Source organism: Candidatus Methylomirabilota bacterium (assembly GCA_036005065.1).
Taxonomy (GTDB): Bacteria; Methylomirabilota; Methylomirabilia; order Rokubacteriales; family DASRDR01; genus DASYQW01.
Genome location: DASYQW010000069.1, coordinates 1 through 20,178 on the forward strand (window position 1 = coordinate 1; position 20,178 = coordinate 20,178).

General features: G+C 70.2%; 24 protein-coding genes. 9 read left to right on the forward strand and 15 right to left on the reverse strand.

The genetic code is table 11. From position 1 onward, the window contains the following. A partial coding sequence (locus VGW35_05420; protein HEV8307087.1) for a 50S ribosomal protein L27 occupies positions 1 to 71 on the reverse strand: 71 nt, incomplete at its 3' end. Positions 72 to 275: 204 nt separating this feature from the next. Continuing rightward, a complete protein-coding gene (gene rplU / locus VGW35_05425) occupies positions 276 to 593 on the reverse strand; it encodes a 50S ribosomal protein L21 (GenBank protein HEV8307088.1) in 318 nt (105 codons plus the stop codon). A 193-nt stretch (positions 594 to 786) separates the two neighbouring features. On the opposite strand from rplU, the gene VGW35_05430 reads away from it, so the two are divergent. Next, a complete protein-coding gene (locus tag VGW35_05430) occupies positions 787 to 1,584 on the forward strand; it encodes a TVP38/TMEM64 family protein (GenBank protein ID HEV8307089.1) in 798 nt (265 codons plus the stop codon). Here the strand turns inward: VGW35_05430 and VGW35_05435 are convergent. Next, positions 1,496 to 2,116, reverse strand: a complete 621-nt coding sequence (locus tag VGW35_05435; protein ID HEV8307090.1) for an RNA polymerase sigma factor — start codon at positions 2,114 to 2,116, stop codon at positions 1,496 to 1,498. The genes VGW35_05430 and VGW35_05435 overlap by 89 nt on opposite strands. Before the next feature lie 329 nt (positions 2,117 to 2,445). Between VGW35_05435 and VGW35_05440 the strand changes: the two genes are divergently transcribed. Then, positions 2,446 to 2,796, forward strand: a complete 351-nt coding sequence (locus VGW35_05440; GenBank protein ID HEV8307091.1) for a hypothetical protein — start codon at positions 2,446 to 2,448, stop codon at positions 2,794 to 2,796. Positions 2,797 to 3,025: 229 nt separating this feature from the next. Here the strand turns inward: VGW35_05440 and VGW35_05445 are convergent, their stop codons facing one another. The 12 genes from VGW35_05445 to VGW35_05500 all read right to left on the reverse strand — a co-directional run bounded on the left by VGW35_05445 (position 3,026) and on the right by VGW35_05500 (position 13,927). Further along, positions 3,026 to 4,432, reverse strand: a complete 1,407-nt coding sequence (locus tag VGW35_05445) for an NADH-quinone oxidoreductase subunit N (protein ID HEV8307092.1) — start codon at positions 4,430 to 4,432, stop codon at positions 3,026 to 3,028. Continuing rightward, the gene (locus tag VGW35_05450; GenBank protein ID HEV8307093.1) at positions 4,432 to 5,988 is read right to left on the reverse strand and encodes an NADH-quinone oxidoreductase subunit M; all 1,557 of its coding nucleotides are present in this window, start codon (positions 5,986 to 5,988) and stop codon (positions 4,432 to 4,434) included. Before VGW35_05450 ends, VGW35_05445 begins: the two co-directional genes overlap by 1 nt. Beyond that, positions 5,970 to 7,877 (reverse strand): NADH-quinone oxidoreductase subunit L, encoded by a 1,908-nt coding sequence (nuoL, locus tag VGW35_05455; protein ID HEV8307094.1) that lies wholly within the window; start codon positions 7,875 to 7,877, stop codon positions 5,970 to 5,972. Before nuoL ends, VGW35_05450 begins: the two co-directional genes overlap by 19 nt. A gap of 107 nt (positions 7,878 to 7,984) precedes the next feature. Beyond that, positions 7,985 to 8,281, reverse strand: coding sequence for an NADH-quinone oxidoreductase subunit NuoK (gene nuoK, locus VGW35_05460; protein HEV8307095.1), 297 nt, complete (start codon positions 8,279 to 8,281; stop codon positions 7,985 to 7,987). Between the two features lie 194 nt (positions 8,282 to 8,475). Continuing rightward, the gene (locus VGW35_05465; protein ID HEV8307096.1) at positions 8,476 to 8,970 is read right to left on the reverse strand and encodes an NADH-quinone oxidoreductase subunit J; all 495 of its coding nucleotides are present in this window, start codon (positions 8,968 to 8,970) and stop codon (positions 8,476 to 8,478) included. After that, positions 8,967 to 9,554: an NADH-quinone oxidoreductase subunit I gene (locus VGW35_05470; GenBank protein ID HEV8307097.1), complete on the reverse strand. Its 588-nt coding sequence runs from the start codon at positions 9,552 to 9,554 to the stop codon at positions 8,967 to 8,969. The genes VGW35_05465 and VGW35_05470 overlap by 4 nt, the downstream gene beginning before the upstream one ends. Next, positions 9,547 to 10,536: an NADH-quinone oxidoreductase subunit NuoH gene (nuoH, locus tag VGW35_05475; GenBank protein ID HEV8307098.1), complete on the reverse strand. Its 990-nt coding sequence runs from the start codon at positions 10,534 to 10,536 to the stop codon at positions 9,547 to 9,549. Before nuoH ends, VGW35_05470 begins: the two co-directional genes overlap by 8 nt. A 90-nt stretch (positions 10,537 to 10,626) precedes the next feature. Continuing rightward, complete coding sequence (locus VGW35_05480; protein HEV8307099.1) at positions 10,627 to 11,790, reverse strand: NADH-quinone oxidoreductase subunit D; 1,164 nt, start codon at positions 11,788 to 11,790, stop codon at positions 10,627 to 10,629. Between the two features lie 9 nt (positions 11,791 to 11,799). After that, positions 11,800 to 12,438: an NIPSNAP family protein gene (locus VGW35_05485; protein HEV8307100.1), complete on the reverse strand. Its 639-nt coding sequence runs from the start codon at positions 12,436 to 12,438 to the stop codon at positions 11,800 to 11,802. 18 nt (positions 12,439 to 12,456) lie between these two features. Beyond that, positions 12,457 to 12,939, reverse strand: coding sequence for an NADH-quinone oxidoreductase subunit C (locus tag VGW35_05490; GenBank protein HEV8307101.1), 483 nt, complete (start codon positions 12,937 to 12,939; stop codon positions 12,457 to 12,459). Continuing rightward, positions 12,936 to 13,415 carry an NADH-quinone oxidoreductase subunit B family protein gene (locus tag VGW35_05495; GenBank protein ID HEV8307102.1) on the reverse strand — a complete coding sequence of 160 codons (480 nt, stop codon included), beginning with the start codon at positions 13,413 to 13,415 and terminating at the stop codon, positions 12,936 to 12,938. Before VGW35_05495 ends, VGW35_05490 begins: the two co-directional genes overlap by 4 nt. A 158-nt stretch (positions 13,416 to 13,573) precedes the next feature. Then, positions 13,574 to 13,927 carry an NADH-quinone oxidoreductase subunit A gene (locus VGW35_05500; GenBank protein ID HEV8307103.1) on the reverse strand — a complete coding sequence of 118 codons (354 nt, stop codon included), beginning with the start codon at positions 13,925 to 13,927 and terminating at the stop codon, positions 13,574 to 13,576. A 377-nt stretch (positions 13,928 to 14,304) separates the two neighbouring features. Between VGW35_05500 and VGW35_05505 the strand changes: the two genes are divergently transcribed. The 7 genes from VGW35_05505 (at position 14,305) to VGW35_05535 (ending at position 20,153) form a co-directional block, all read left to right on the forward strand. Next, complete coding sequence (locus tag VGW35_05505) at positions 14,305 to 14,598, forward strand: hypothetical protein (protein HEV8307104.1); 294 nt, start codon at positions 14,305 to 14,307, stop codon at positions 14,596 to 14,598. A gap of 215 nt (positions 14,599 to 14,813) precedes the next feature. Further along, positions 14,814 to 15,011, forward strand: a complete 198-nt coding sequence (locus VGW35_05510; GenBank protein ID HEV8307105.1) for a hypothetical protein — start codon at positions 14,814 to 14,816, stop codon at positions 15,009 to 15,011. A 94-nt stretch (positions 15,012 to 15,105) separates the two neighbouring features. Continuing rightward, positions 15,106 to 15,489, forward strand: coding sequence for a hypothetical protein (locus VGW35_05515; protein HEV8307106.1), 384 nt, complete (start codon positions 15,106 to 15,108; stop codon positions 15,487 to 15,489). 39 nt (positions 15,490 to 15,528) lie between these two features. After that, positions 15,529 to 16,875, forward strand: coding sequence for a threonine synthase (gene thrC / locus VGW35_05520; protein ID HEV8307107.1), 1,347 nt, complete (start codon positions 15,529 to 15,531; stop codon positions 16,873 to 16,875). Beyond that, positions 16,875 to 18,077 (forward strand): aminotransferase class I/II-fold pyridoxal phosphate-dependent enzyme, encoded by a 1,203-nt coding sequence (locus tag VGW35_05525; GenBank protein ID HEV8307108.1) that lies wholly within the window; start codon positions 16,875 to 16,877, stop codon positions 18,075 to 18,077. The genes thrC and VGW35_05525 overlap by 1 nt, the downstream gene beginning before the upstream one ends. Positions 18,078 to 18,224: 147 nt before the next feature. Continuing rightward, positions 18,225 to 18,530, forward strand: a complete 306-nt coding sequence (locus VGW35_05530; protein HEV8307109.1) for a hypothetical protein — start codon at positions 18,225 to 18,227, stop codon at positions 18,528 to 18,530. 354 nt (positions 18,531 to 18,884) lie between these two features. Next, positions 18,885 to 20,153 carry a GlcNAc-transferase family protein gene (locus tag VGW35_05535; protein ID HEV8307110.1) on the forward strand — a complete coding sequence of 423 codons (1,269 nt, stop codon included), beginning with the start codon at positions 18,885 to 18,887 and terminating at the stop codon, positions 20,151 to 20,153. Positions 20,154 to 20,178 lie beyond the last annotated feature (25 nt).

Sequence of the window (20,178 nt, forward strand, 5' to 3'; positions counted from 1 at the left end):
TTGACGCCGAGCATCTTCGGCTGGCTGTCCCGTCCGTTCCGCGAACTGCCGACGCCCTTCTTGTGTGCCATCGTGGTGCGCTCCCTGCTGACTCATCGGAAGGGGCCACCACGGCCCCCGTCGAGTCTCGCGGTGTGTCGGAGTAACCCGTCAGCTCCCCCCGGGTGGGCGATGCATCGAGCAGCGCCCCGAGCGGCGGCTGTGCCTCCGCGCCCACCCACCCAACCCGAGAGGAAGGGGCATCGGGAGGGTCTTCCGAGCCCCCCCCGATGAAACTAGCGGCTGGCCTCGATCCGCGTGATCCTGACGGCCGTGTACCGCTGCCGGTGACCCTGCCGACGGGAGTAATTCTTCCGGCGCTTGAACTTGACGATGACGATCTTCCGGGCCCGCCCGGCTTGGATGACTTGGCCGACAACCCGCGCGTCGGCCAGGGACTCGGGCTCGACGACCGGGTCGCCGGCCCCCCGCAGATAGGCGATCTCGCGGAACTCCACGGTGGCGCCCTGCTCGGCCGCGAGCCGCTCCACACGGATGACGTCGCCCTCACGCACCCGGTACTGCTTCCCGCCCGACACGATGACGGCCTCCACGGTCCTGGCCTCCCCTTGGATTCCGCTCGAAGGACGCCCGAGGTGAATGCACCCGAAGAGCGTCTCGATGTCTTCCCGCGTCCCGCTAGAGGCGATGCGCGCCCGGAGCGCCCGAAGCTCTAATTAGAGCACAGGGGCCGCTCGAAGTCAACGCGCGGCCGGCGCGGACCCGCCCCCGTGCTACGATGAGGCCGTGCCCCGCGCCACGGTCCTTCTGCTGGCCGCCGTCGGCGCCGGCGCGCTCGTGGTCCTGGGCGGTCGGGCCGAGCTCCGCGACGGGTTCGGGCACGTCCTCGAGCTGATGTGGGCGGGCGACCTCGCCGGCGTGCGCGACTACCTGCGGGGGTTCGGCGTGTGGGCGCCGCTCGTGTCGGTGGCGCTCATGCAGGTCCAGGCGGTGATCGCGCCGCTCCCCTCGTTTCCCCTCATGTATGCCAACGGCCTCCTCTTCGGCACGATCGGGGGCGGCCTGCTCTCCTGGGCGAGCATTCTGCTCTCGGCGGTCCTCTGCTTCGGGCTGGCGCGCTTCTTCGGCCGGCCCCTGGTCACTCGCGTCATCAGCGCCGCGGCCCTGGGGCGGGCCGATCAGGTCCTCGCCCGCTTCGGACCCTTCGCCCTCTTCGTCGCCCGGCTGATCCCGCTGACCTCGTTCGACCTCTTGAGCTACGCGGCCGGACTCACCCCGATGCGCCTGGGCCCGTTCTGTCTGGCCACGGGCCTCGGGATGGCCCCCGCGATCTTCCTGAGCGCCGCCGCTGGCGAGATCGGCGTCCGGTCACCCTGGGCGTTCCTGGGAGGGATCCTGGCGATCGCCGGGCTGGCCGGGCTGGCGGCGCTCCTGCGCCCGGTGGTCACCCGTCAGCTCGGTCGGACCGGCGCGGTCTCCGGTTCCGCCCGAGCTCTCAGGAGGCGCTCCCGAAGTACTCGGCCAGTCGCTGGCGGAGAAACAGACGCGAGCGATGGACGCGGGATTTCACGGCTGCCAGGGTGATGCCGAGGAGCTCGGCGACCTCGGGGTTCGGCAACTCCTCCATGTCGTGGAGCACGAACGCGGTCCGATAGTCGGCGGGCAGACTGTCGATGGCCTCCAGGAGGCGCCGGCGGGCTTCGGCCTGGAGGGCCGGATCGTCGACCACGTGACTCCAGTCCCGCTCCAGCTCGACGAGGTGGCCGTCGGCGTCGAATGCGGGAAGGAGGGTCTCCCACGACACCTCGTCCTTGCCGCGGCGGCCGCGGAGCTTCTGGTACGCGGCGTTGGCGGTGATGCGATAGATCCAGCTGCCCAAGGCCGACTCTCTCTTGAAGGTGTCGATCTTCCGGACGACTGTCCAGAGGACGTCCTGGCTGACCTCCTCGGCGTCCTCGGGCTTGCCGGTGATGCGGAGGGCGAGCCGATACGTCTTCGGCCCATACCGGGCGACGAGCTGTTCCATCGCCTCCGGTGTCTGGGCGGTCAGCTCGCGGATCAGGCGGTCGTCGGTCCAGGCTTCGGCGGCCGCCGCCGGCCGACGGTTCAGGCTCACGGCGCGAACCTCGGACTCGCAGCGTCATCGGGTCCGGCGATGAGCCCGGGCCGAGGCACGAGCAGTCCGGTCGCGCGCGGCAACAGATCCTCCTTCCGAGGTGGGCAAATGGGTTGGCGTGGCCTTTCCAAATATCACGGCGGCCCGACGCGGTCAAGCGCCGGACCCTTCGCCGTCTTCCCCCCGACCTCTTGCTTGACACGGCCCGGAGGGTCAGGTACTCGTGGGATTGAGGTGTCGGTGAGCGGACGATCACGTGATCCCCGACGAGCCGGCACTGAATGGAGCCGCCGGCCTGCCCGTCCGAACTCATGGAAGGACGTAGCATCATGCGCAGCCGATTGACACGCGCGAGTCTCGCGGCGCTCGTCTTGGGACTCGGCGGCACGCTGGTGGGCTCACTGGTTCCACCCGCCGTCGAGCAGGCGGTGGCCCAGGGCGCGTCGGAGGCGGCGCCGACGCCACCCCCTCCGCCTCAGGTCGAGTCGCCGGGGCCGCCACCGGGGCCCGGGGCGGTCTGGATCTCGGGCCACTGGATCTGGCGCAACGGCCGCTACGAGTGGACGGCAGGACGCTGGGAGGCGGCGCCGGCCGGGTCGTCATTCGTTCCTGGACGCCACCGGAAGACGCCGGAAGGCTGGGTCTGGGAGCCGGGCCGCTGGCGCCGTCCGGGCCAGTAGCCCCGAATTCTTCGGGGGGGTCTCGGAAGACCCCCCCGATGCCCCCCCTCGGTTGCGGCGGCATAGCCGCCGCTCGGAGCGCTGCTCGACGCATCGCCCGCTCGGGGCGAGTTGCCTGGTTACTCCGACACACACCTGGTGCACCGAGGAGTGCTCCGAGCGCGGGCTTCGCCCACGCAGCGTCCCCTCGGGGAGCTCTCGGAGGACGCCGCCGAGGCCCCCTCCGATGTCAAAAGAGCGGGGCGGCGGCGCGTAACGCCGTGTCGACCAGCGGGCGCGGGTAGAGTCCCAGCAGCACCACCGCCAGGGCGCTGGCGACGAGGACCAGCGCGAGCGCCGGCGGCACCACGATTGGCGTCGGGCTCGCCGGCGCCTCGATGTACATCTGCTTGGCGACCATGAGGTAGTAGAAGAGGGCCACCACCGTGAGCACGGCGCCCAGGAGGACGAGCCCGTAGAGTCCGGCCTCGGCCGCCGCCCAGAAGACGTAGAGCTTCGCCCAGAAGCCCACCACGAACGGGATCCCGCCGAGAGACAACAGGAAGAGCAGCATCGCCAGCGCGAGCAGCGGGGAGCGCTGAGCGAGCCCCCGGAACGCGCCGAGCCCGGTCGACCCTTCCGCCTGCGCGACCGCCTCCACCACGAGGAACGCCCCCATGTTCGAGAAGACGTAGGCGACCAGGTAGAAGAGCACCACCGCGACCCCGAAGGGACTCACCGCGGCCACCCCCAGCAGCATGTAGCCGATGTGCGCGATCCCGGAGTAGGCCAGCAGTCGCTTGACGTTGGTCTGGGGCAGGGCCATCAAGTTCCCCGCCACGATCGTGATGGCCCCGAGGGTCGCCACCAGGGGCACCCACACGGCCGCCCGATCCCCGGCCCCCTCCAGGAAGACCCGAAAGATGACGGCGAATCCGGCAGCCTTCGGCGCCACCGAGAGCCAGGCGACGAAGGGCGTGGAGGCGGCCTCGTAGGTGTCGGGCACCCACATGTGGAACGGGAAGGCCGCGATCTTGAACCCCACGCCCGCCAGCACCAGCACGAACCCCAGGATCAGCAGCGGGTCCCGGCTCCGCAACGCTTGCACGATCTCGGGCAACGCCGTGGTGCCGGCGGCGCCATAGAGGAAGGACAGCCCGTAGGCGAGAATCGCGGTGGAGAGGCTCCCCACCAGGAAGAACTTCAGCGCCGCCTCGACCGCCAACTCCTCGCGCTTGACGAAGCCGGCCAGGACGTAGAGGGGGATCGACATCAGCTCGAAGGCGACGAACAGGAGCACGAGGTCGCGGGCCGAGGCCAGGAGCATCATGCCGAGGAGCGAGGCGAGGACGAGGAGGTGGTACTCGGGCGCCCGGCGGTGGAAGACCGGCTGGGGGAGGGCGAGCCCTCCGACGACCCCCAGGAACGTCGCCAGGATGAAGATCTGCTTGAAATAGCGGGCCAGCCCGTCCGCGACGAAGGCGCCGTCGAAGAGCACGCCCCGGCCATCGAGCATGACGCTGAGCACGAAGAGCCCCGCCAGGCCGGCGGCCGTCACCGCGCCGACGTCCCGGCGCCGGACCGGGTCCCACACCAGCCCGAGGATGAACACGACGAGCATCACCCCGGCCAGCGTCAGCTCGGGGATCACGAGCATCACGGGAGCACCCCCAGCCGCTCGAGGAGCCCCATCACGGCCGGGTCCACCGGGGCGATCGCCAGGGCGGGCAGGAGTCCGAAGAGGATGAGGATCGCGGAGAGGAGGACGAGACTCACCCATTCCGGGCCCCGGGCATCCTCGAGATGGGCGTGCTCGGCCTCGACGAGGGGACCCCAGAAGATCCGCTTGGTGACGCGCAGCACGTACACCGCCGTCAGGAAGGTCCCGGCCACCGCGGGGAAGAGCCACCAGCGGGACGCCGACTGCCAGGCGCCGAGGAAGGTCAGGATCTCGGCGACGAACCCCGACAGGCCGGGGAGCCCGAGCGAGGAGAGCGCGCCCAGGGTGAAGGCGGCCGCGATCCCCGGCATGCGCCGCCCGAAGCCGCCCATCTTGCCGATCTCGCGCGTGTGGGCCTTTTCGTAGATGAGGCCCACCAGCGCGAAGAACAGTCCCGTCATGATGCCATGGGCGAACATCTGGAACACCGAGCCGTTGAGGCCGGCCTCGGTCAGGGTCGCCGCGCCCAGCATGACGATCCCCATGTGGGAGACGGAGGAGTACGCCACCACGTACTTGAGGTCGGTCTGAGCCATGGCCGAGAGCGCGCCGTAGACGATGTTGATGGTCGCGATCGTGCCCACCAGCGGCGCCCAGTAGGCCGTCGCCTCGGGGAGGAGTCCCATCGCCACCCGCACGACGCCGTAGGCCCCGAGCTTCATGAGCACGCCCGCATGGAGCATGGACACCGCGGTGGGCGCCGAGGCGTGCCCGTCGGGGGACCACGTGTGAAGCGGCCAGACCCCGGCCAGGGTCCCGAACCCGACGTAGAGCGCGAGGAAGACCCCGCGCTGAACCGCCGGGGTGAACGCCGCCTGCTGGAGCGCGAGCAGCGAGAACGAGCGGCTGCCGGCCGCGAAGTAGAGGACGAAGATCCCGACCAGGATGAAGGCGGACCCGAGCAGGAGGTAGAGGGTCAGCTTCATCGCCGCGTACTCTTTGGTGCCGACCCCGGTCTCCCGGAAGGCCCAGCCGAACACGCCCCGGGGACGGATGTGGCCGGACGAGCCCCAGATCCCGATGAGCAGGTACATGGGGAGGACCGCCAGCTCGTAGAAGAGGAAGAAGACGAACAGGTCGAGGGCCACGAACACCCCGAAGACGCCGGTCACCAGCGTGAGCAGGAGGGCGTAGAATTCCTGGTCCCGCTGGCGCACCGTCCAGGAGGCGAAGACCCCGGCGAAGATGATGAGGCCGGTGAGCAGGATCATGAGGACCGAGATGCCGTCGGCCCCCAGCTCGACGGCGATCCCGAAGGCGGGGACGAGCGGGTAGCGCTCGTAAAACTGGAAGCCGCCCGCCTGCGGCCGGTAGGTCCCGAAGACGTAGAGCGACAGGACCAGCGAGACGCCCGTGGCCGCGAGGGCGATCCCGCGCACCGCGCCCGGGCGCCCGCGGGCCGTGAACATGATGAGGAGCGCTCCGATGAAGGGCGCCAGCGTGATGAGCGAGAGCACCGGCCAGCCGGCGCCGGTCACCGCCAGCTCCCCCACAGGAGCATCAGGAGCAGGAAGCCCGCCGTCACCCCGTAGAGGTAGTCCTGCGCCCGGCCGGTCTGCATCCGCCGCAAACTCGCCCCGGCCCGCAGGGTCCACGCGCTCAGGAGATTCACCACGCCGTCGACGAGATAGCGGTCGATCCACCCGACGCCCCGGGCTCCGGCGAGGAGCACCCCGCGATAGACCCCCGCATAGGCGGCATCGAGCCCGTAGCCTCGTTCGGCGGCGAGGGCGAGGGGCCCGAAGGCCCGGCGCAGGGCGGCCGCCGGCACCGCTTCCCGCTGGTACACCGCCCAGGCTGCCAGGATCCCGGCCCCCGCCAGGGCCACCGAGAGCGGCAGGAGCCAGCGCGGGCCGTGGGGCAGTGTCGCGTCGAGATTCTCGGCGACGAACTGAACCAGCGTGAGCCGCAGGCGGTCTCCGGCCAGGGCGCCGGCCGCGATCGAGCCCACGGCCAGGACCCACAGCGGCCCGAGCATGACCGCGCCGGGATCATGGGGGGGGGCGCCCGGCGCCTCCCGCGGGCCCCAGAAGGTGAGGAACACCGCCCGGAACATGTAGAAGGCCGTCAGGAACACCGTCACGGCGAGCATCACGAACGGGATTCCCAGGCCCCCTTGCCACACGCCCGCCAGCACGGCCTCCTTCGAGAAGAACCCCGACAGCGGCGGGAGCCCGGCCAGGGCCAGGGCGCCGACGACGAACACGGTGGCGGTCTTGGGCATCCGGCGGCCCAGGCGGCCCATCGCGGCGAAGTCGTTCGCGTGGACCGCGTGGATCACGGCGCCGGCGGCCAGGAACAGCAGCGCCTTGAAGAAGCCGTGGGTGATCAGATGGAAGAAGCCGGCCTGGGGCGCGCCGGCGCCGAGGGCCGCCATCATGTACCCGAGCTGAGAGACCGTGGAGTAGGCCAGCACGCGCTTGAGGTCGGTCTGCACGAGGGCCAGCGTGGCGGCCAGCAGCGCCGTGAAGGCGCCCACCCACGCGATCAGCGTGAGCACCTGGGGGGCTCCGAGGAAGAGGGGGTAGGTCCGGGCCACCAGGTACACGCCCGCCGTCACCATGGTCGCCGCGTGGATCAGCGCCGAGACCGGCGTCGGCCCTTCCATCGCGTCGGGCAGCCAGACGTGGAGCGGGAACTGCGCGCTCTTGCCGACCGCCCCCAGATAGACGAGGCCCATGCAGAGCGCGAGGTACGCGGGGTCGATCGCGCCCTGCCCGACCGCGCGGAAGAGCGGGAGGAAGGCGAACATCCCGGTCGCGCCCCACAGGAGCACGATGCCGAGCACGAACCCGAGATCGCCGAGCTTCGTCACCCAGAAGGCCTTCACGGCCGCCGCGGCCGCCGCCGGGCGCGTGTAGTAGAAGCCGATCAGGAGATAGGAGCAGAGGCCCACCAGCTCCCAGAAGACGAACATCTGGAGGAAGTTCGGCGCGAAGACGAGCCCGAGCATCGAGAACGCGAAGAGCGATTGGTAGAGGTAGTACCGGCCGAGGGCGCCATGCTGCTCCCCGGCCAGATAGCCCCACGAGTAGAGCTGGACCAGGAAGGCGACGAGCGCGACCAGCGCCGCCATCGCCGCGGACAGGGGGTCGACCAGGACGCCCACCGAGGCGAGGGGGGTCGGCCCGGCCTGGGGGAGCCAGGCGAGGGTCGCCATCACCTCCCGGGTCGACCCGGCGCCGAGAGCCAGGGTCACGCTGACCACGCGCCAGAGCCCCGAGACCAGCCGGACGGCCGCGATCAGGGCGGCGCCCGAGCCGGCCAGCGCGACGACCGCGGCGGGCCAGCCGGCGCGGCGCAGCGGCGGGCAGACGCCCAGGAGCAAGGCCGCCAGGAACGGACAGAGCACGATCAAGGCCGCCAGCCCGGTATCGCTCACGGTCAGCAGCCCGTTGCTCCGCGTGGCTCCCGCACGGCCACGGCACCCATCGATTCCTTCACGGGCTTTCGGTGGAGATGCGCGCGGGCCATCGGCTTCGCGGCCTCTCAGCCCCGGAGGAGCGTCAGGTGATCCGCCTCCACGGTCCGGCGGACTCGGAAGATGACGATGACGATCGCCAGCCCCACCGCGACCTCGGCGACCGTGATGGCGATGGTGAAGAGGGCGAGGATCCACCCGGCGACGCCGCCTCCGTACCGGGCGAACGCGACCAGGTTGACGTTCACCGCGTTCAGCATGAGCTCGATCCCGAGCAGGATGCCGACCGCGTTGCGCCGGGTGAGGACCCCGAACAGGCCGATGGCGAAGACGGCCGCCGCGACCAGCAGGTAGGCCTTCAGCACGTCCCCTCCCGTAACTCATCGGAGGAGGCCTCGACGGCCCCCTCCGAGGCCTCCCCCAGGACCGTTGCGGCGGCAAAAGCCGCCGCTCGGAACGGACCACCAACCGTCAGCGGTGGGGCAATCCGCTGCGCGTAGTCACTCCGGCAGCCTCTCGCTCATCAGTCGCTCGAGCCCGGCCTCCCCCGGCATGCGCCCTAGTCGTCGGTGCGAGCGAGGTAGACGGCGCCGAGTAGCGCCGCGACCAGGAGGACCGCCAGCACCTCGAACGGCAGCACCCACTCCGTCAGCAGCGCCCGCCCGAGCGCCGCCGTGGTCGCCGGAGCCGCCGCGACGGGACGCGGCCCGGTGGGCGCGCGGAGCACGGCGGCGGCGATGCTCACGAAGACGACCCCGGCGACGACCGCGCCCCAGCCGACGCCGCGGTTCATCTGACGGATCGTCTGGCCGACCAGCCGCTCGGTCAGCATGATCGCGAAGACGACGATGGTCACGACCCCGCCCGCGTACAGGAGGACCTGAGCCGCGGCGAGGAACTCGGCGTGCAGGAGGAGGAAGATCCCGGCGGTGGCGACCAGGGCCAACGCCAACCAGAGGACCGAATGGAAGAGGTTTCGGGACAGGACGACCAGAAGACTGGCGCCGATGAGGAAACCCGCCACGACGATGAGGCCGAGCGGCTCGGCGCTCACTCGCGCGGGTCCGTACCCGCGTCCCCGGGACGCGGCTGCCCGGCCCGGGCCGGGCCTCCCTCCGCCTTGGGTGCGCTGCTCTTCGCGGCCGGGGCTTGCATGGCGCGAAGCCCGGTCCCGGTCGCCCAAGAGGGCTCGAACTGCCGACCGAGGGCGTGCAGCCGGTCTTTGTCGAGCAGCAGCTCGCGGCGATCGTGGACCGCCAGGTCGAACGTCTTGAGCATGATGATCGCATCGGTCGGACAGACCTGCACGCACAGCTCGCAGAACTCGCAGGCGTAGAGCTCCAGAAAGAAGATCTTCGCGTAGTTCCGCTTCGCGGCCTTGAGCATCTCGACCTTGATCACCTGCGGCGGACAAATGTACTCGCACAGACGGCAGCCGATGCAATTCTCCTCGCCCGTCTCGGGATCGTAGGTCAGCGCCAGCACGCCGCGAAACCGGTCGGGATAGGGCCGGGTGACGTCGGGGTAGTGGACGGTCACCGGCTTCCGGAAGAGGTTCCGCAGCGTCACGCCCATCGCCGTGCCCACCGCGCGAACCATCCCGAATGCCACCCGGCCGCGTCCCGCGGGCTCAGGCACCGGCGCCGCCCCGCCAGACGACGACGGCCCCGGCCAGCAGCAGAAGACCCAGGGTCATCGGCAGGAACACCTTCCACGACAGTCCGAGGATCTGGTCCACGCGGATCCGGATGAACGACCAGCGCACCCAGATGACGAGGACGAAGAGCAGGATGGCCTTCAGGATGAACCACACCGGCCCCAGGCCCGCCGGTCCGGGACCGAGCCAGCCGCCCAGAAACAGGAGCGTCCCCAGACACGCCACCCCGAAGAGGTGGGTGAACTCCGCGAGCTGGATGAGCGCGAACTTCATGCCGGAATACTCGACCCGGAACCCCGCCACCAGCTCCGACTCGGCTTCCACGATGTCGAAGGGGATGCGGTTTTCGGAGGCCAGCGCCACCACGACGAACGTGAGGAAGGCGAGCTGCCCGAGCCCCGGGTAGGCGACGAACCAGAGCCCCTGCTGGGCGGCCACCAGATCCTGCAGCCGCAGCGAGCCCGTGAGCACGGCGGGGACGAGCGCCACCAGGATGAACGGGACCTCGTAGGAGATGATCTGATTCACCGCCCGCATGGCCGAGAGGAGGGCGTACTTGTTGTTCGAGCCCCACCCGCACATGAAGAGGCCGACCACCTCCAGCGACGACACCGCCAGGACGAAGAGCAGGCCGATCTGGAGGTCGGCCAGCGCGAGCGCCGGGGCGAACGGAATGGCCGCATACATGAGGAAGGCCGGTACCAGGAAGACGATCGGCGCCAGGTTGTAGACGGGCCGGTCGGCCAGGGTCGGCACGATGTCTTCCTTCAGCATGAGCTTCAGCGCGTCGGCGATCGGCTGGAGCCAGCCGTGCGGCCGGCCGACGCGATAGGGTCCGACCCGCGACTGGAGGCGGGCTGCGAACTTCCGCTCGAGCAGGGTCAGGTACGTGATGAGGGCCAGCACGCCGTTGAGCAGGAGGAACGACGGGAGGACCGTCCACAGGAGGTCGGTGGCGCTCACGGGCTTACCTTCGGACCAGCGGCGCCACCGGATCCGACGATGGGACCGGGCCGGCTCACGGGGCGCTGCCCCCTCTCCCTTCCGGTGCGGTCACCGGTCCACTTCGCCGAAGACCGGGTCGATGGAGCCGAGGATGGCCACGGCGTCGGCGATTTTGTGGCCCGGCAGAATGTGGCCGGCCACCGCCAGGTTCGAGAAGGAGGCGCCCCGCCACTTCATCCGGTAGGGCTTCGGGGTCCCGTCCGAGACGAGGTAGATCCCGACCTCCCCCCGCGCGCCTTCGACCCGCGCGTAGGCCTCCCCCTTGGGCAGCTTCACCTGGGCGACCGACTTCACGCCCGGCCGTGAGGAGATCGGCCCGTCGGGAAGGCCGTCGAGGACCTGGCGGACGATCCCGATCGACTGCCGGAACTCCGCCATCCGCACGCGGTACCGCGCGTAGCAGTCGCCGGCGGCCTCGACCGGGACGTCGAAGCGGAAGTCCTCGTACGAGGAGTAGGGTTCCGCCCGCCGGACGTCGTAGGCGATCCCCGAGCCGCGGATGAGCGGCCCCGAGACCCCGATCTCCTGGGCGAGCCCCGGCGAGATGACCCCCACCCCCTGGGCCCGCACCAGGAAGATCGTGTTCCCCTCCAGCATCCCCTCGTACTCGTCGAGCCGGCCTTCGATGAAGGCCACGGTCGTGCGGCACGTCTCCACCCAGCCGGCCGGCAGGTCGTAGCGGGTGCCGCCGACCTGATGGAAGCCGTAGAGCAGCCGGGCGCCCGTGAGGGCCTCGAAGAGATCCAGGATCATCTCGCGTTCGCGGAAGCAGTAGAGGAACATCGTGGCGCCGCCGCCCAGCGCCCCGCCCATGTCCATGCACCAGGTGCCGAGCCAGAGGCAGTGGGACGCGATCCGCTGGAGCTCGGCGACGAGCACCCGGAGGTACTGGGCGCGCTTGGGGACCTCGATCTGGCCGAGCTGCTCGGCGGCCCGCACGTAGGTGAGCTCGGCGGTCATCGCCGCCACGTAGTCGGTCTTGGAGGCGATGCTGGGGTACTGGACGTAGGTCAGCGTCTCGCCGAGCTTCTCGTGACAGCGGTGGAGGTAGCCGATCACCGGGTCGACCGCCACGATCGTCTCGCCCTCGAGCGTGAGGATCATCCGGAACACGCCATGGGCGGAGGGGTGCTGCGGCCCCATGTTCATCACGAGGCGCTCGTTTCCCCCGTAGCCGTACTCGACGACCGTCCGGGCGTCCGCGTCGGGCATCCGCCGGTCCTATTTGAGGGGCGAGAAGTCGGTCGGGATCAGGAGCTTGGCCTCCATGGTCTGCATGAGGGGCGTGATCTTGGCGAGCGTCTCCTTCCAGACGGGGTCGGCGTAGGCGGCCGCCCGGGCCTCGATCCGGTGGTTGGAGTCGCGATAGGCCCAGAGGTGCGCCACCGTGTTGAGCGGCCCGATCTCCGTGGCCCAGAGTCCCACCGGCGCCGAGTACTTCTCGCGCGCGGGCAGGCCAGCCCGGAAGTGCCCCATCCACTCCGGCACCTTGCCGGGGGCGAGGCGGTAGATCCGCAGCTCGTACACCCCCATGCCCGAGGCCGGGCGGAACGGGTACCACTCGGCCGGCGCCAGGATCATGTTCTCCTGGGCCTGGAGGAAGGGCCGGCTCTGCGCGACGTACTCCCGGGTCCAGCGCTCGTCCTTGGCCAGGCCGGCGCGCGCCTGGGCGCGCGCCGCCAGATCGGCGTATTCCCAGAGATGGACCACCTGGCTGAGCGTCCCCAGGTCGGTCGTCCAGTAGCCGAGCAGCTTGCCGAACCGGTCTCCGCGGATCGGCCGGCCGACGGACCCCGAGAGCCGGACGTAGTCGCCGACCTTTCCGGGCTGGATCGTGTAGGTCCTGAGCTCGTGGATCATCGGCGCCTCCCGCGTCGGTTATCGGTACGGTGGATGCGGCGTGTCGACGGCGTAGTCCTTTCGGAGCGGATGGCCTTCCCAATCCTGCGGCAGGAGAATCCGCCGGAGCTCCGGGTGACCTTCGAAGCGGATGCCGAAGAGGTCATAGCACTCGCGCTCCATCCACAAGGCCCCCCGGTAGAGCCCGGTCAGGCTCGGGCAGGCGGCGGTCGGGCCGATCCGGGTCTTCATGGTGAGCCCGAGACCGGTCTCCAGGTTCCCGACCCGGCAGACGACCTCGAACCCCTCCGCCTTCCAGTCGACGGCGGTCAGGTGGCAGAAGTAGAGACAGCCGAGCGCGTCCCTGGCGAACCGCGCGAACTCGACCCAGCGCTCGGCCGGAACGCTGACGACGAGGTGCATGATGTCGAGCGGGCGCTTGGGGTCCTCGCCGGCCGGCTCGACGCCAAAGCTCTCCCGGATCCGGGCGAGGGTCGTCTCGAGCGCCACCGTCGCCGTCAAGCGGGGTCCGGCGTGAGCAGGCCCGGGGCCGACCGCTTGCCTGTCTTCTGGAACTCCGCCACCTTCTCCTGGAGCTTGAGGATGCCGAACATGAGCGACTCGGGCGTCGGCGGGCAGCCGGGCACGTAGACGTCCACCGGCACCACGCGATCGACGCCTTTCACGACGTGGTACCCGTGCCGGAACGGCCCTCCGGAGTTCGCGCACGACCCCATGGAGATGCACCACTTCGGGTCGGGCATCTGCTCGTAGATCCGCTTGAGCATCGGGGCCATCTTGATGGTCACCGTCCCCGACACGATCATGAGGTCGGCGTGGCGGGGCGAGGCCCAGGGGACCATGCCGAAACGCTCCACGTCGAAGCGCGAGGCGAACGTCGCCATCATCTCGATGGCGCAGCACGCCAGGCCGAAGGTCACCGGCCAGATCGAGGATTTCCGGGCCCAGTTGAAGATCTTGTCGGTCGAGCTCACCATGAGCCACCCGCCCGGGAAGTGCTCCAGCCGGTCGGCCAGCCCCGCGAAGGTCGCGGAGACCTGATCCCCGTCGATGCGCTCCTGGCGGTACTTCACCCACTCCTGAAGGTCCTTGACCTCCTCCCACTCCGGCGGCGGGACGCGAGGGACCGGCGCCTTTATTTCCATGCCAGCACGCCCTCGCGGTAGGCATAGACCCAGCCCAGCAGGAGGATCCCGAGGAACCCGGCCATCGGCAGGAACGCGGCCCAGCCGAGCCCCCGGAGGACGAGCACCCACGGGAAAAGGAAGACGGCCAGCGCGTCGAAGACGATGAACACCAGCGCCACCAGGTAGAAGCCCACCGGGAACTGGATCCAGGCGGAGCCGATGGGCTCGGGGCCGCACTCGTAGTTGTCGAGCTTGACCGGATCCGGCCGGGCCGGCCGGATCAGCCGGGCCACGGACAGACTGATGACCCCGAACGCCACGGTCATCAGCAGGAATACCACGACGGGAACGTACTCCATCATCGCGTGTTCATTATACCAACGCGGCCCGCCGCCCGCTCTGGTGTGAATGCCTCACGGGTCGAGCACCTCTCCGCCGGGGTGGCCAGGGGTCATCCCGGCGGCGGCCGCCGTCGTGGACGGCTCGAGGAAGGTGCGTCGCGAGAGCCCCATGGCTTTCCCTCCGCGTGGTTGGTAAGATGCCGGGACGAGGCGTCCACCGAGGCCATGATCTCGGACGGCCGCAGGGGGATGCTAGCCGGGGGGAGCGCGGCCGTCAAGCGCGCCCCCGTGCGATGGTCGATGCCGCCGACCGGGAACCTTTCGGGAGCCCGGCCGGTTCACGGTTCCGGAAGGCCGCATTCCGCGGTCCGTCACCCTCTCACCACAGGAGGCCACTCGTGAAGACGCTCACGCTCGGGCTCGTAGCTCTGCTGTCGGTGGCGCTCGTGGCCGGCAACGCATTCGCGTTCAGCTGCCCGACGCTCGTGAAGGCCGCCAACGAGGAGATCGCCAAGGCCGAGCCAAAGGCCGCCCAGGGCGCCGACGATCGGCAGAAGGCGCGCAACGCGGGAATGATCGAGGTGGCCAAGTCCCTCAGCAAGGAGGCCGAGGCCGACCATGCGGGCGGCAAGCACGCCCAGTCCGAGGCCAAGGCCAAGGCCGCCAAGTGGCTGGCCGAGCAGGTCAAGTAGCCCGCCCGCCCTCCGGCTCTTCGCTGCTCCCACCGCCCCCCGACCCGGGGGCGGTGGCCGTTTCGGGGGGTCCCCCGTCCGCTGGCCGGGCGCGATTGACAGCGCCACATCCCGGGTGACAATAGGACTTTCCGGTCCGGGGCGCTCGGCGATCGGCCGGTACGCCGCGGTCCCTCCGGGGCGGGTCCCGCGACCCGCGAGGCGCGGGAGTCGGCATGGCAGGGGTGGTGGTGGGGATGATCAAGAGCGTCGACCGCGAGCGGCGGGTGATCATCGTGGGCGGCACTGAGTTTCGGGTCCCCAACGAGATCCCCCTGGCCGGCTTCATCGCGGGCATGAGCGTCACGATCACCTACGAGGTCGAGGGCGACACGCACACCGTGACCACCATCCGGGCCAATCCCCCGATCTGAACCCCTCAGTCCGGGGCCGGCGCCCTCATTGCGGCGCGTCCCGCCGAGCGCGCCTCGAGCGCATAGCCCTCGTGGAGCGGGGAGGTCGACGCCCGTGATCCGCATCTGCGCCTGGTGTGGCGTCGTCACCGCCATGGTCCCGCCTCTCGACGACCGCACCCGCACCCACGGTATCTGCGCCCGGTGCGCGGACCGCATCCTCCGCGGCCTGGATCAGCCGCCGCCAAGTCCTCTGCCTCCCTGCCACTGGCTCATCGTCGTGCGATGGCCGGCGCGTGAGCTCTACTGGCGCCTGCGGGCCGGGCTCGAGGATCTTCGCGGGGTCAGCGTCATCCTCGACCGCCGGCGCGCGGAGCGCCGCCGGGGGGCCCCCACGCTCGAGGGCGACCGCCGGCGCGAGCCCCGGCGCCGCACCCTGAGCCCGCACGAGCGCGAGGTCTGGCACGCCCTCGGGTTGCGGGTGGTGCACCACTCGTAGGCCGCTCACCGCGGCCGGTGCGCTATACTGTCCTGCGGCATGAGCTACAACGCCTGGTTCCAGTGCATCAACGGCTGCCCGGGGCAGTACAGCCTCCTCGAGGTGATCTACCGCTGTCCCACCTGCGGCGACCTCCTCGAGGTCCAGCACGACGTCGAGGCGCTGCGGGCGCGCTCGGGCGCCGCCTGGATGCAGCTGTTCGACGATCGATACCGCCGGAACACCTACCCCTATGGCTCGGGCGTGTGGGGCAAGAAAGAGTGGGTGGCGCCCTTCATCGACAACGAGAACATCGTGTCGATGTACGAGGGCAATTCGAACCTGCTGTGGGCGGACCGCTATGGCAAGCAGCTCCACGTCGAAGACCTCTGGGTCAAGCAGTGCGGGAACTCGCACACCGGCTCCTTCAAGGACCTCGGCATGACGGTGCTGGTCTCCGTCGTCCGGCAGATGATGGCCGACGGCGTGCCCGTAGACGCCGTTGCCTGCGCGTCCACCGGCGATACCTCGGCGGCGCTCGGCGCCTATTGCGCGGCCGCCGGCATTCCGGCCGTGGTGCTCCTGCCCCGGAACAAGGTCTCGATCGCGCAGCTCGTGCAGCCGCTGGCCAACGGCGCCCTCGTGCTCGCGCTCGACACGGATTTCGACGGCTGCATGGCGGTGGTGCAGGAGATCACGAAGGAAAAGCGCATCTACCTGGCCAACTCGATGAACAGCCTCCGCATCGAAGGCCAGAAGACGGTGTCCATCGAGATCGTCCAGCAGTTCGACTGGGAAGTGCCCGACTGGGTCGTCATCCCGGGCGGGAACCTGGGCAACGTGCACGCGCTGGGGCAGGGGTTCGCCATGATGCACGAGCTCGGTCTCATCCAGCGCCTGCCCCGCATCTGCCTGGCCCAGGCCGAGCGGGCCAACCCGCTGTACCGCGCCTACCAGCAGGGTTTCGAGCACTTCGAGCCGGTCGCGGCCCAGCCGACCCTGGCCACGGCGATCCAGATCGGCAACCCGGTGAGCGTCAAGCGGGCCATCCGCACGCTCCAGCGCTTCAACGGCGTCGTCGAGCAGGCCTCCGAACAGGAGCTGGCGGACGAGGCGGCCCGGGCCGACCGCACCGGGATGTTCAACTGCCCGCACACCGGCGTGGCCCTGGCGGCCTTTCGCAAGCTGGTCGACCGCAAGGTCATCCGCTCGCACGAGCGCGTCGTGGTGATGTCCACCGCGAATGGCCTCAAGTTCGCCGACCAGAAGGCCGCCTATCATATGGGCCGTCTCGATGGCATCGAGCCGTCACACCGGAACAAGCCCCTGGAGCTGCCGGCCGATTCGCGCCAGGTAGGCCGGGCCATCGCGCGTCACGTCGAGAAGACGCGCCTCCTGGTGTCGTGATGGACGAGCCCCCGCGCCGGCCCCTCGGTCCGAGCACCGTGGCGGTGCACGCGGGTGAGCCGCGGCCGAAGCCGGGGCACTCGCTGGCCACGCCCATCATCCAGACGGCCACCTACACCTTCGCGAACACCCAGGAGGTCAAGGACCACTTCGACGGCAAGATCGAGCGGATCGAGTACGGCCGCTACGGGAATCCGACCCAGCGGATCGCCGAGGCCAAGCTCGCCGCTCTGGAGGGTGCCGAGGACTGCTTGCTCTTCGCCAGCGGGATGGCCGCGGTGACGACGGCGTTCTTCGCCATGCTCTCCCGGGGCGGCCACGTCGTCGTCACCGACGACAGCTATCGTCGCACGCGCCAGTTCCTCAACCAGACACTCCACCGGTACGGGATCGAGGTCTCGACGGTGCCGGCGGGAGACTACGAGGCGCTCGAGGACGCCATCCGGCCGACCACGCGCGTCCTGGTCAGCGAGTCGCCGACCAACCCCTACAATCGTATCCTCGATCTCGAGCGCTTCGCCGAGATCGGCCGCCGGCATCGGGTGAAGACGATGATCGATGCCACCTTCGCCACTCCGTATAACCAACGCCCACTCGAGTTCGGAGTCGACGTGGTGATTCACTCGGCGACGAAGTACCTGGGAGGCCACAACGACCTGCTGGCCGGGGCCGTCCTCGGGGCGCGCGGGCTGGTGGATGCGATTCGGGGGTTGCAGGGCGTCACCGGTGCCGTGGTCGACCCGTTCGTCGCCTACCTCCTGGTGCGCGGACTCAAGACGTTCGCCCTCCGCATGGAGCGGCAGAACACCAACGCTCAGGCGATCGCCGAGTTTCTCGCGGCACATCCACGAGTGGCCGCCGTCCACTATGCCGGCCTGCCGAACCACCCGGAGCACGACATCGCCAAGAAGCAGATGCGCGGCTTCGGCGGCGTGGTGTCGTTCGAGGTGCGGGGCGACCTGCATGCTGCCTCCCGCGTGGTGGACGCCTGCCGCATCCCGCACATCGCCGCCTCGCTGGGCGGCGTCGAGAGCCTGATCGAGCAACCCGCCATCATGAGCTTTTACGAGCTCACCACCGAGGAGCGGCTCCAGATCGGGATCAAGGACAACCTGATCCGCTACGCCGTCGGCATCGAGGACGCGGACGACCTGATCGCCGACCTCGCCCAGGCGCTCGACCGCGCATTCGCGGGCGCCTGACCGCTCCCGGATCGACCGGGGGCGTGGTGAACTCTTGGCCACCGGTGGTGGAGATTTCGCCAGGATCGCGCCCGCCCGATTCGGCACGGCGGCTGTAACCACGCGACCGACCTACCGATCCCGACTCGGTGGCGCCTGGCACAGGAGATGCTTGGTGTCTCCGGCATGGTCGGCCCCTACTACCTGATCGTGGTGCGCCGGGGCGAGACGCTCACCTTTCAGGAACTGCAGGAGCATCCGAGTCGCTGGCCCGAGCGCACCACGGTCATCTGGGATCGTCGCGTTCGAGACCGGCGCTCGAGCGTCCAGAGGGCTCGGATCGAACGCCGCCGGCGGGAGCGTCGGAGTCTCCCGGACCCGATGTGGTCCACGCACGGCTTCATCGTCGTGGAACTGGAGCGACCCCCCGACATCTCGCTTTCCACCGAGGAGCCGCGCGCGCAATCCTCTTGAGTGACAGCCCGCCCGCCGCCCGGGCGACGACCTCACCCGTCGGCCATCGCTTGACAGGGTCGGCTCGGTCCCCTATAGTCACCGGCACCATGGCCCAGGACGAGACGAAGCCCGAGTCCGCTCGCCTCACGCGGCGCGATTTCGTCCGGACGCGGGCAGGCAGCGCCGCCATCGCCTACCCGATCGCCACGGACGCCCAGGGGCCCAGGTCGCCCGCGGGGCCCCCGCCGCGGCCGAGTCATCCGCCGCACCCGTCCCACCCGCCGAAGCCGTCGCCACCGCCGATTTCTCCCCCGCCGATCTCCTCGCCGAGCACGTAGACGGGCAGGCCGGCCGGCCCGGTCCGGCAGCGCGATGAGCGTATTCGTCTCCATCGCGGCCTATCGCGACCCCGAACTGGTCCCGACCATCCGGGACTGCCTCGCGAAGGCGCGGTGGCCCATGGATCTCCGCTTCGGGATCTGCTGGCAGCATGGCCCGGAGGAGCGGTCGCTGCCCTTCCAGGGCGATCCGCGCTTCCGGATCCTCGACGTCGACTGGCGCCGGAGCCGCGGCGCCTGCTGGGCGCGGTCGGAGATCATGGGACTCTACGCGGGGGAGGCGCATTTCCTGCAGCTCGATTCCCACCACCGGTGCGTGGAGGACTGGGACGCGCGACTGCACGCGCAGCTGGAGCGGACCGGGAGCGCCCGACCCATTCTGAGCACCTATGCTCCGGCCTTCACCCCCGGCGACCCCGCGTCGTTCGGCGCCGAGCCGACGCAGATGCACTTCGCCGAGTTCACGCCGCAGGCGATCGTCTTGTTCCGGGCGACGCCCATTCCCGACTGGCGGGGACGGACCGCGCCGGTGCGGGCCCGGTTCCTGTCGGCACACTTTCTCTTCGCGCCCGGCCGGTTCGTCGGCGATGTCCGGTACGACCCCGACCTCTACTTCACGGGGGAGGAGATCACGCTCGCCGTGCGCGCCTTCACCCACGGCTACGACCTCTTCCATCCGACCGAGGTCGTGGTCTGGCACGAGTACACGCGCGCCTATCGGGCCCACAAGCACTGGTCCGATCACCTGCGGGCCAAGGGGGTCGCCGTCGAGTGGCACGAGCGGGACCGCGCGAGCCTCGACAAGGTCCAGCGATTCCTGGAGGGGCCGTGGGTGGGACCCGACGGGTGCGGGACCGCCCGGACGGTCGACGAGTACGAGGCCTACGCGGGCGTGTCCTTCAAGCATCGGCGGGCCCAGGACTACACGCGGCAGGGCCTCGAGCCGCCGAACCCGCCGGCGGCGCCCGACTGGGCCGAGCGAGCGGTCCGGTGGCAGGTGGAGATCGACCTCGACCGGGTGACCTTGCCGGCCGGGGCCGAGCGCGCCCGGTTCTGGTACGTCGGGTTTCACGATACGGCCGAGCACGAGATCCACCGGGAGGATGTCGAGGGGCCCGAGCTCCGCGCGCTGCTGGGCGGCGACGGGACGCGGCTCGCCCTCCGTCGCGCCTTCGACTCCCAGCGGGAGCCGGCCTCATGGACCGTCTGGCCGTATGCGGACGGCCAGGGCTGGCTCGACCGGATCCAGGGGCCGGTCTCGGTGCGTCGGGCGCCGGTGACTACTCCAACTGGCCGACCGTGATGACCCGCCGGGGCAACCACACTCT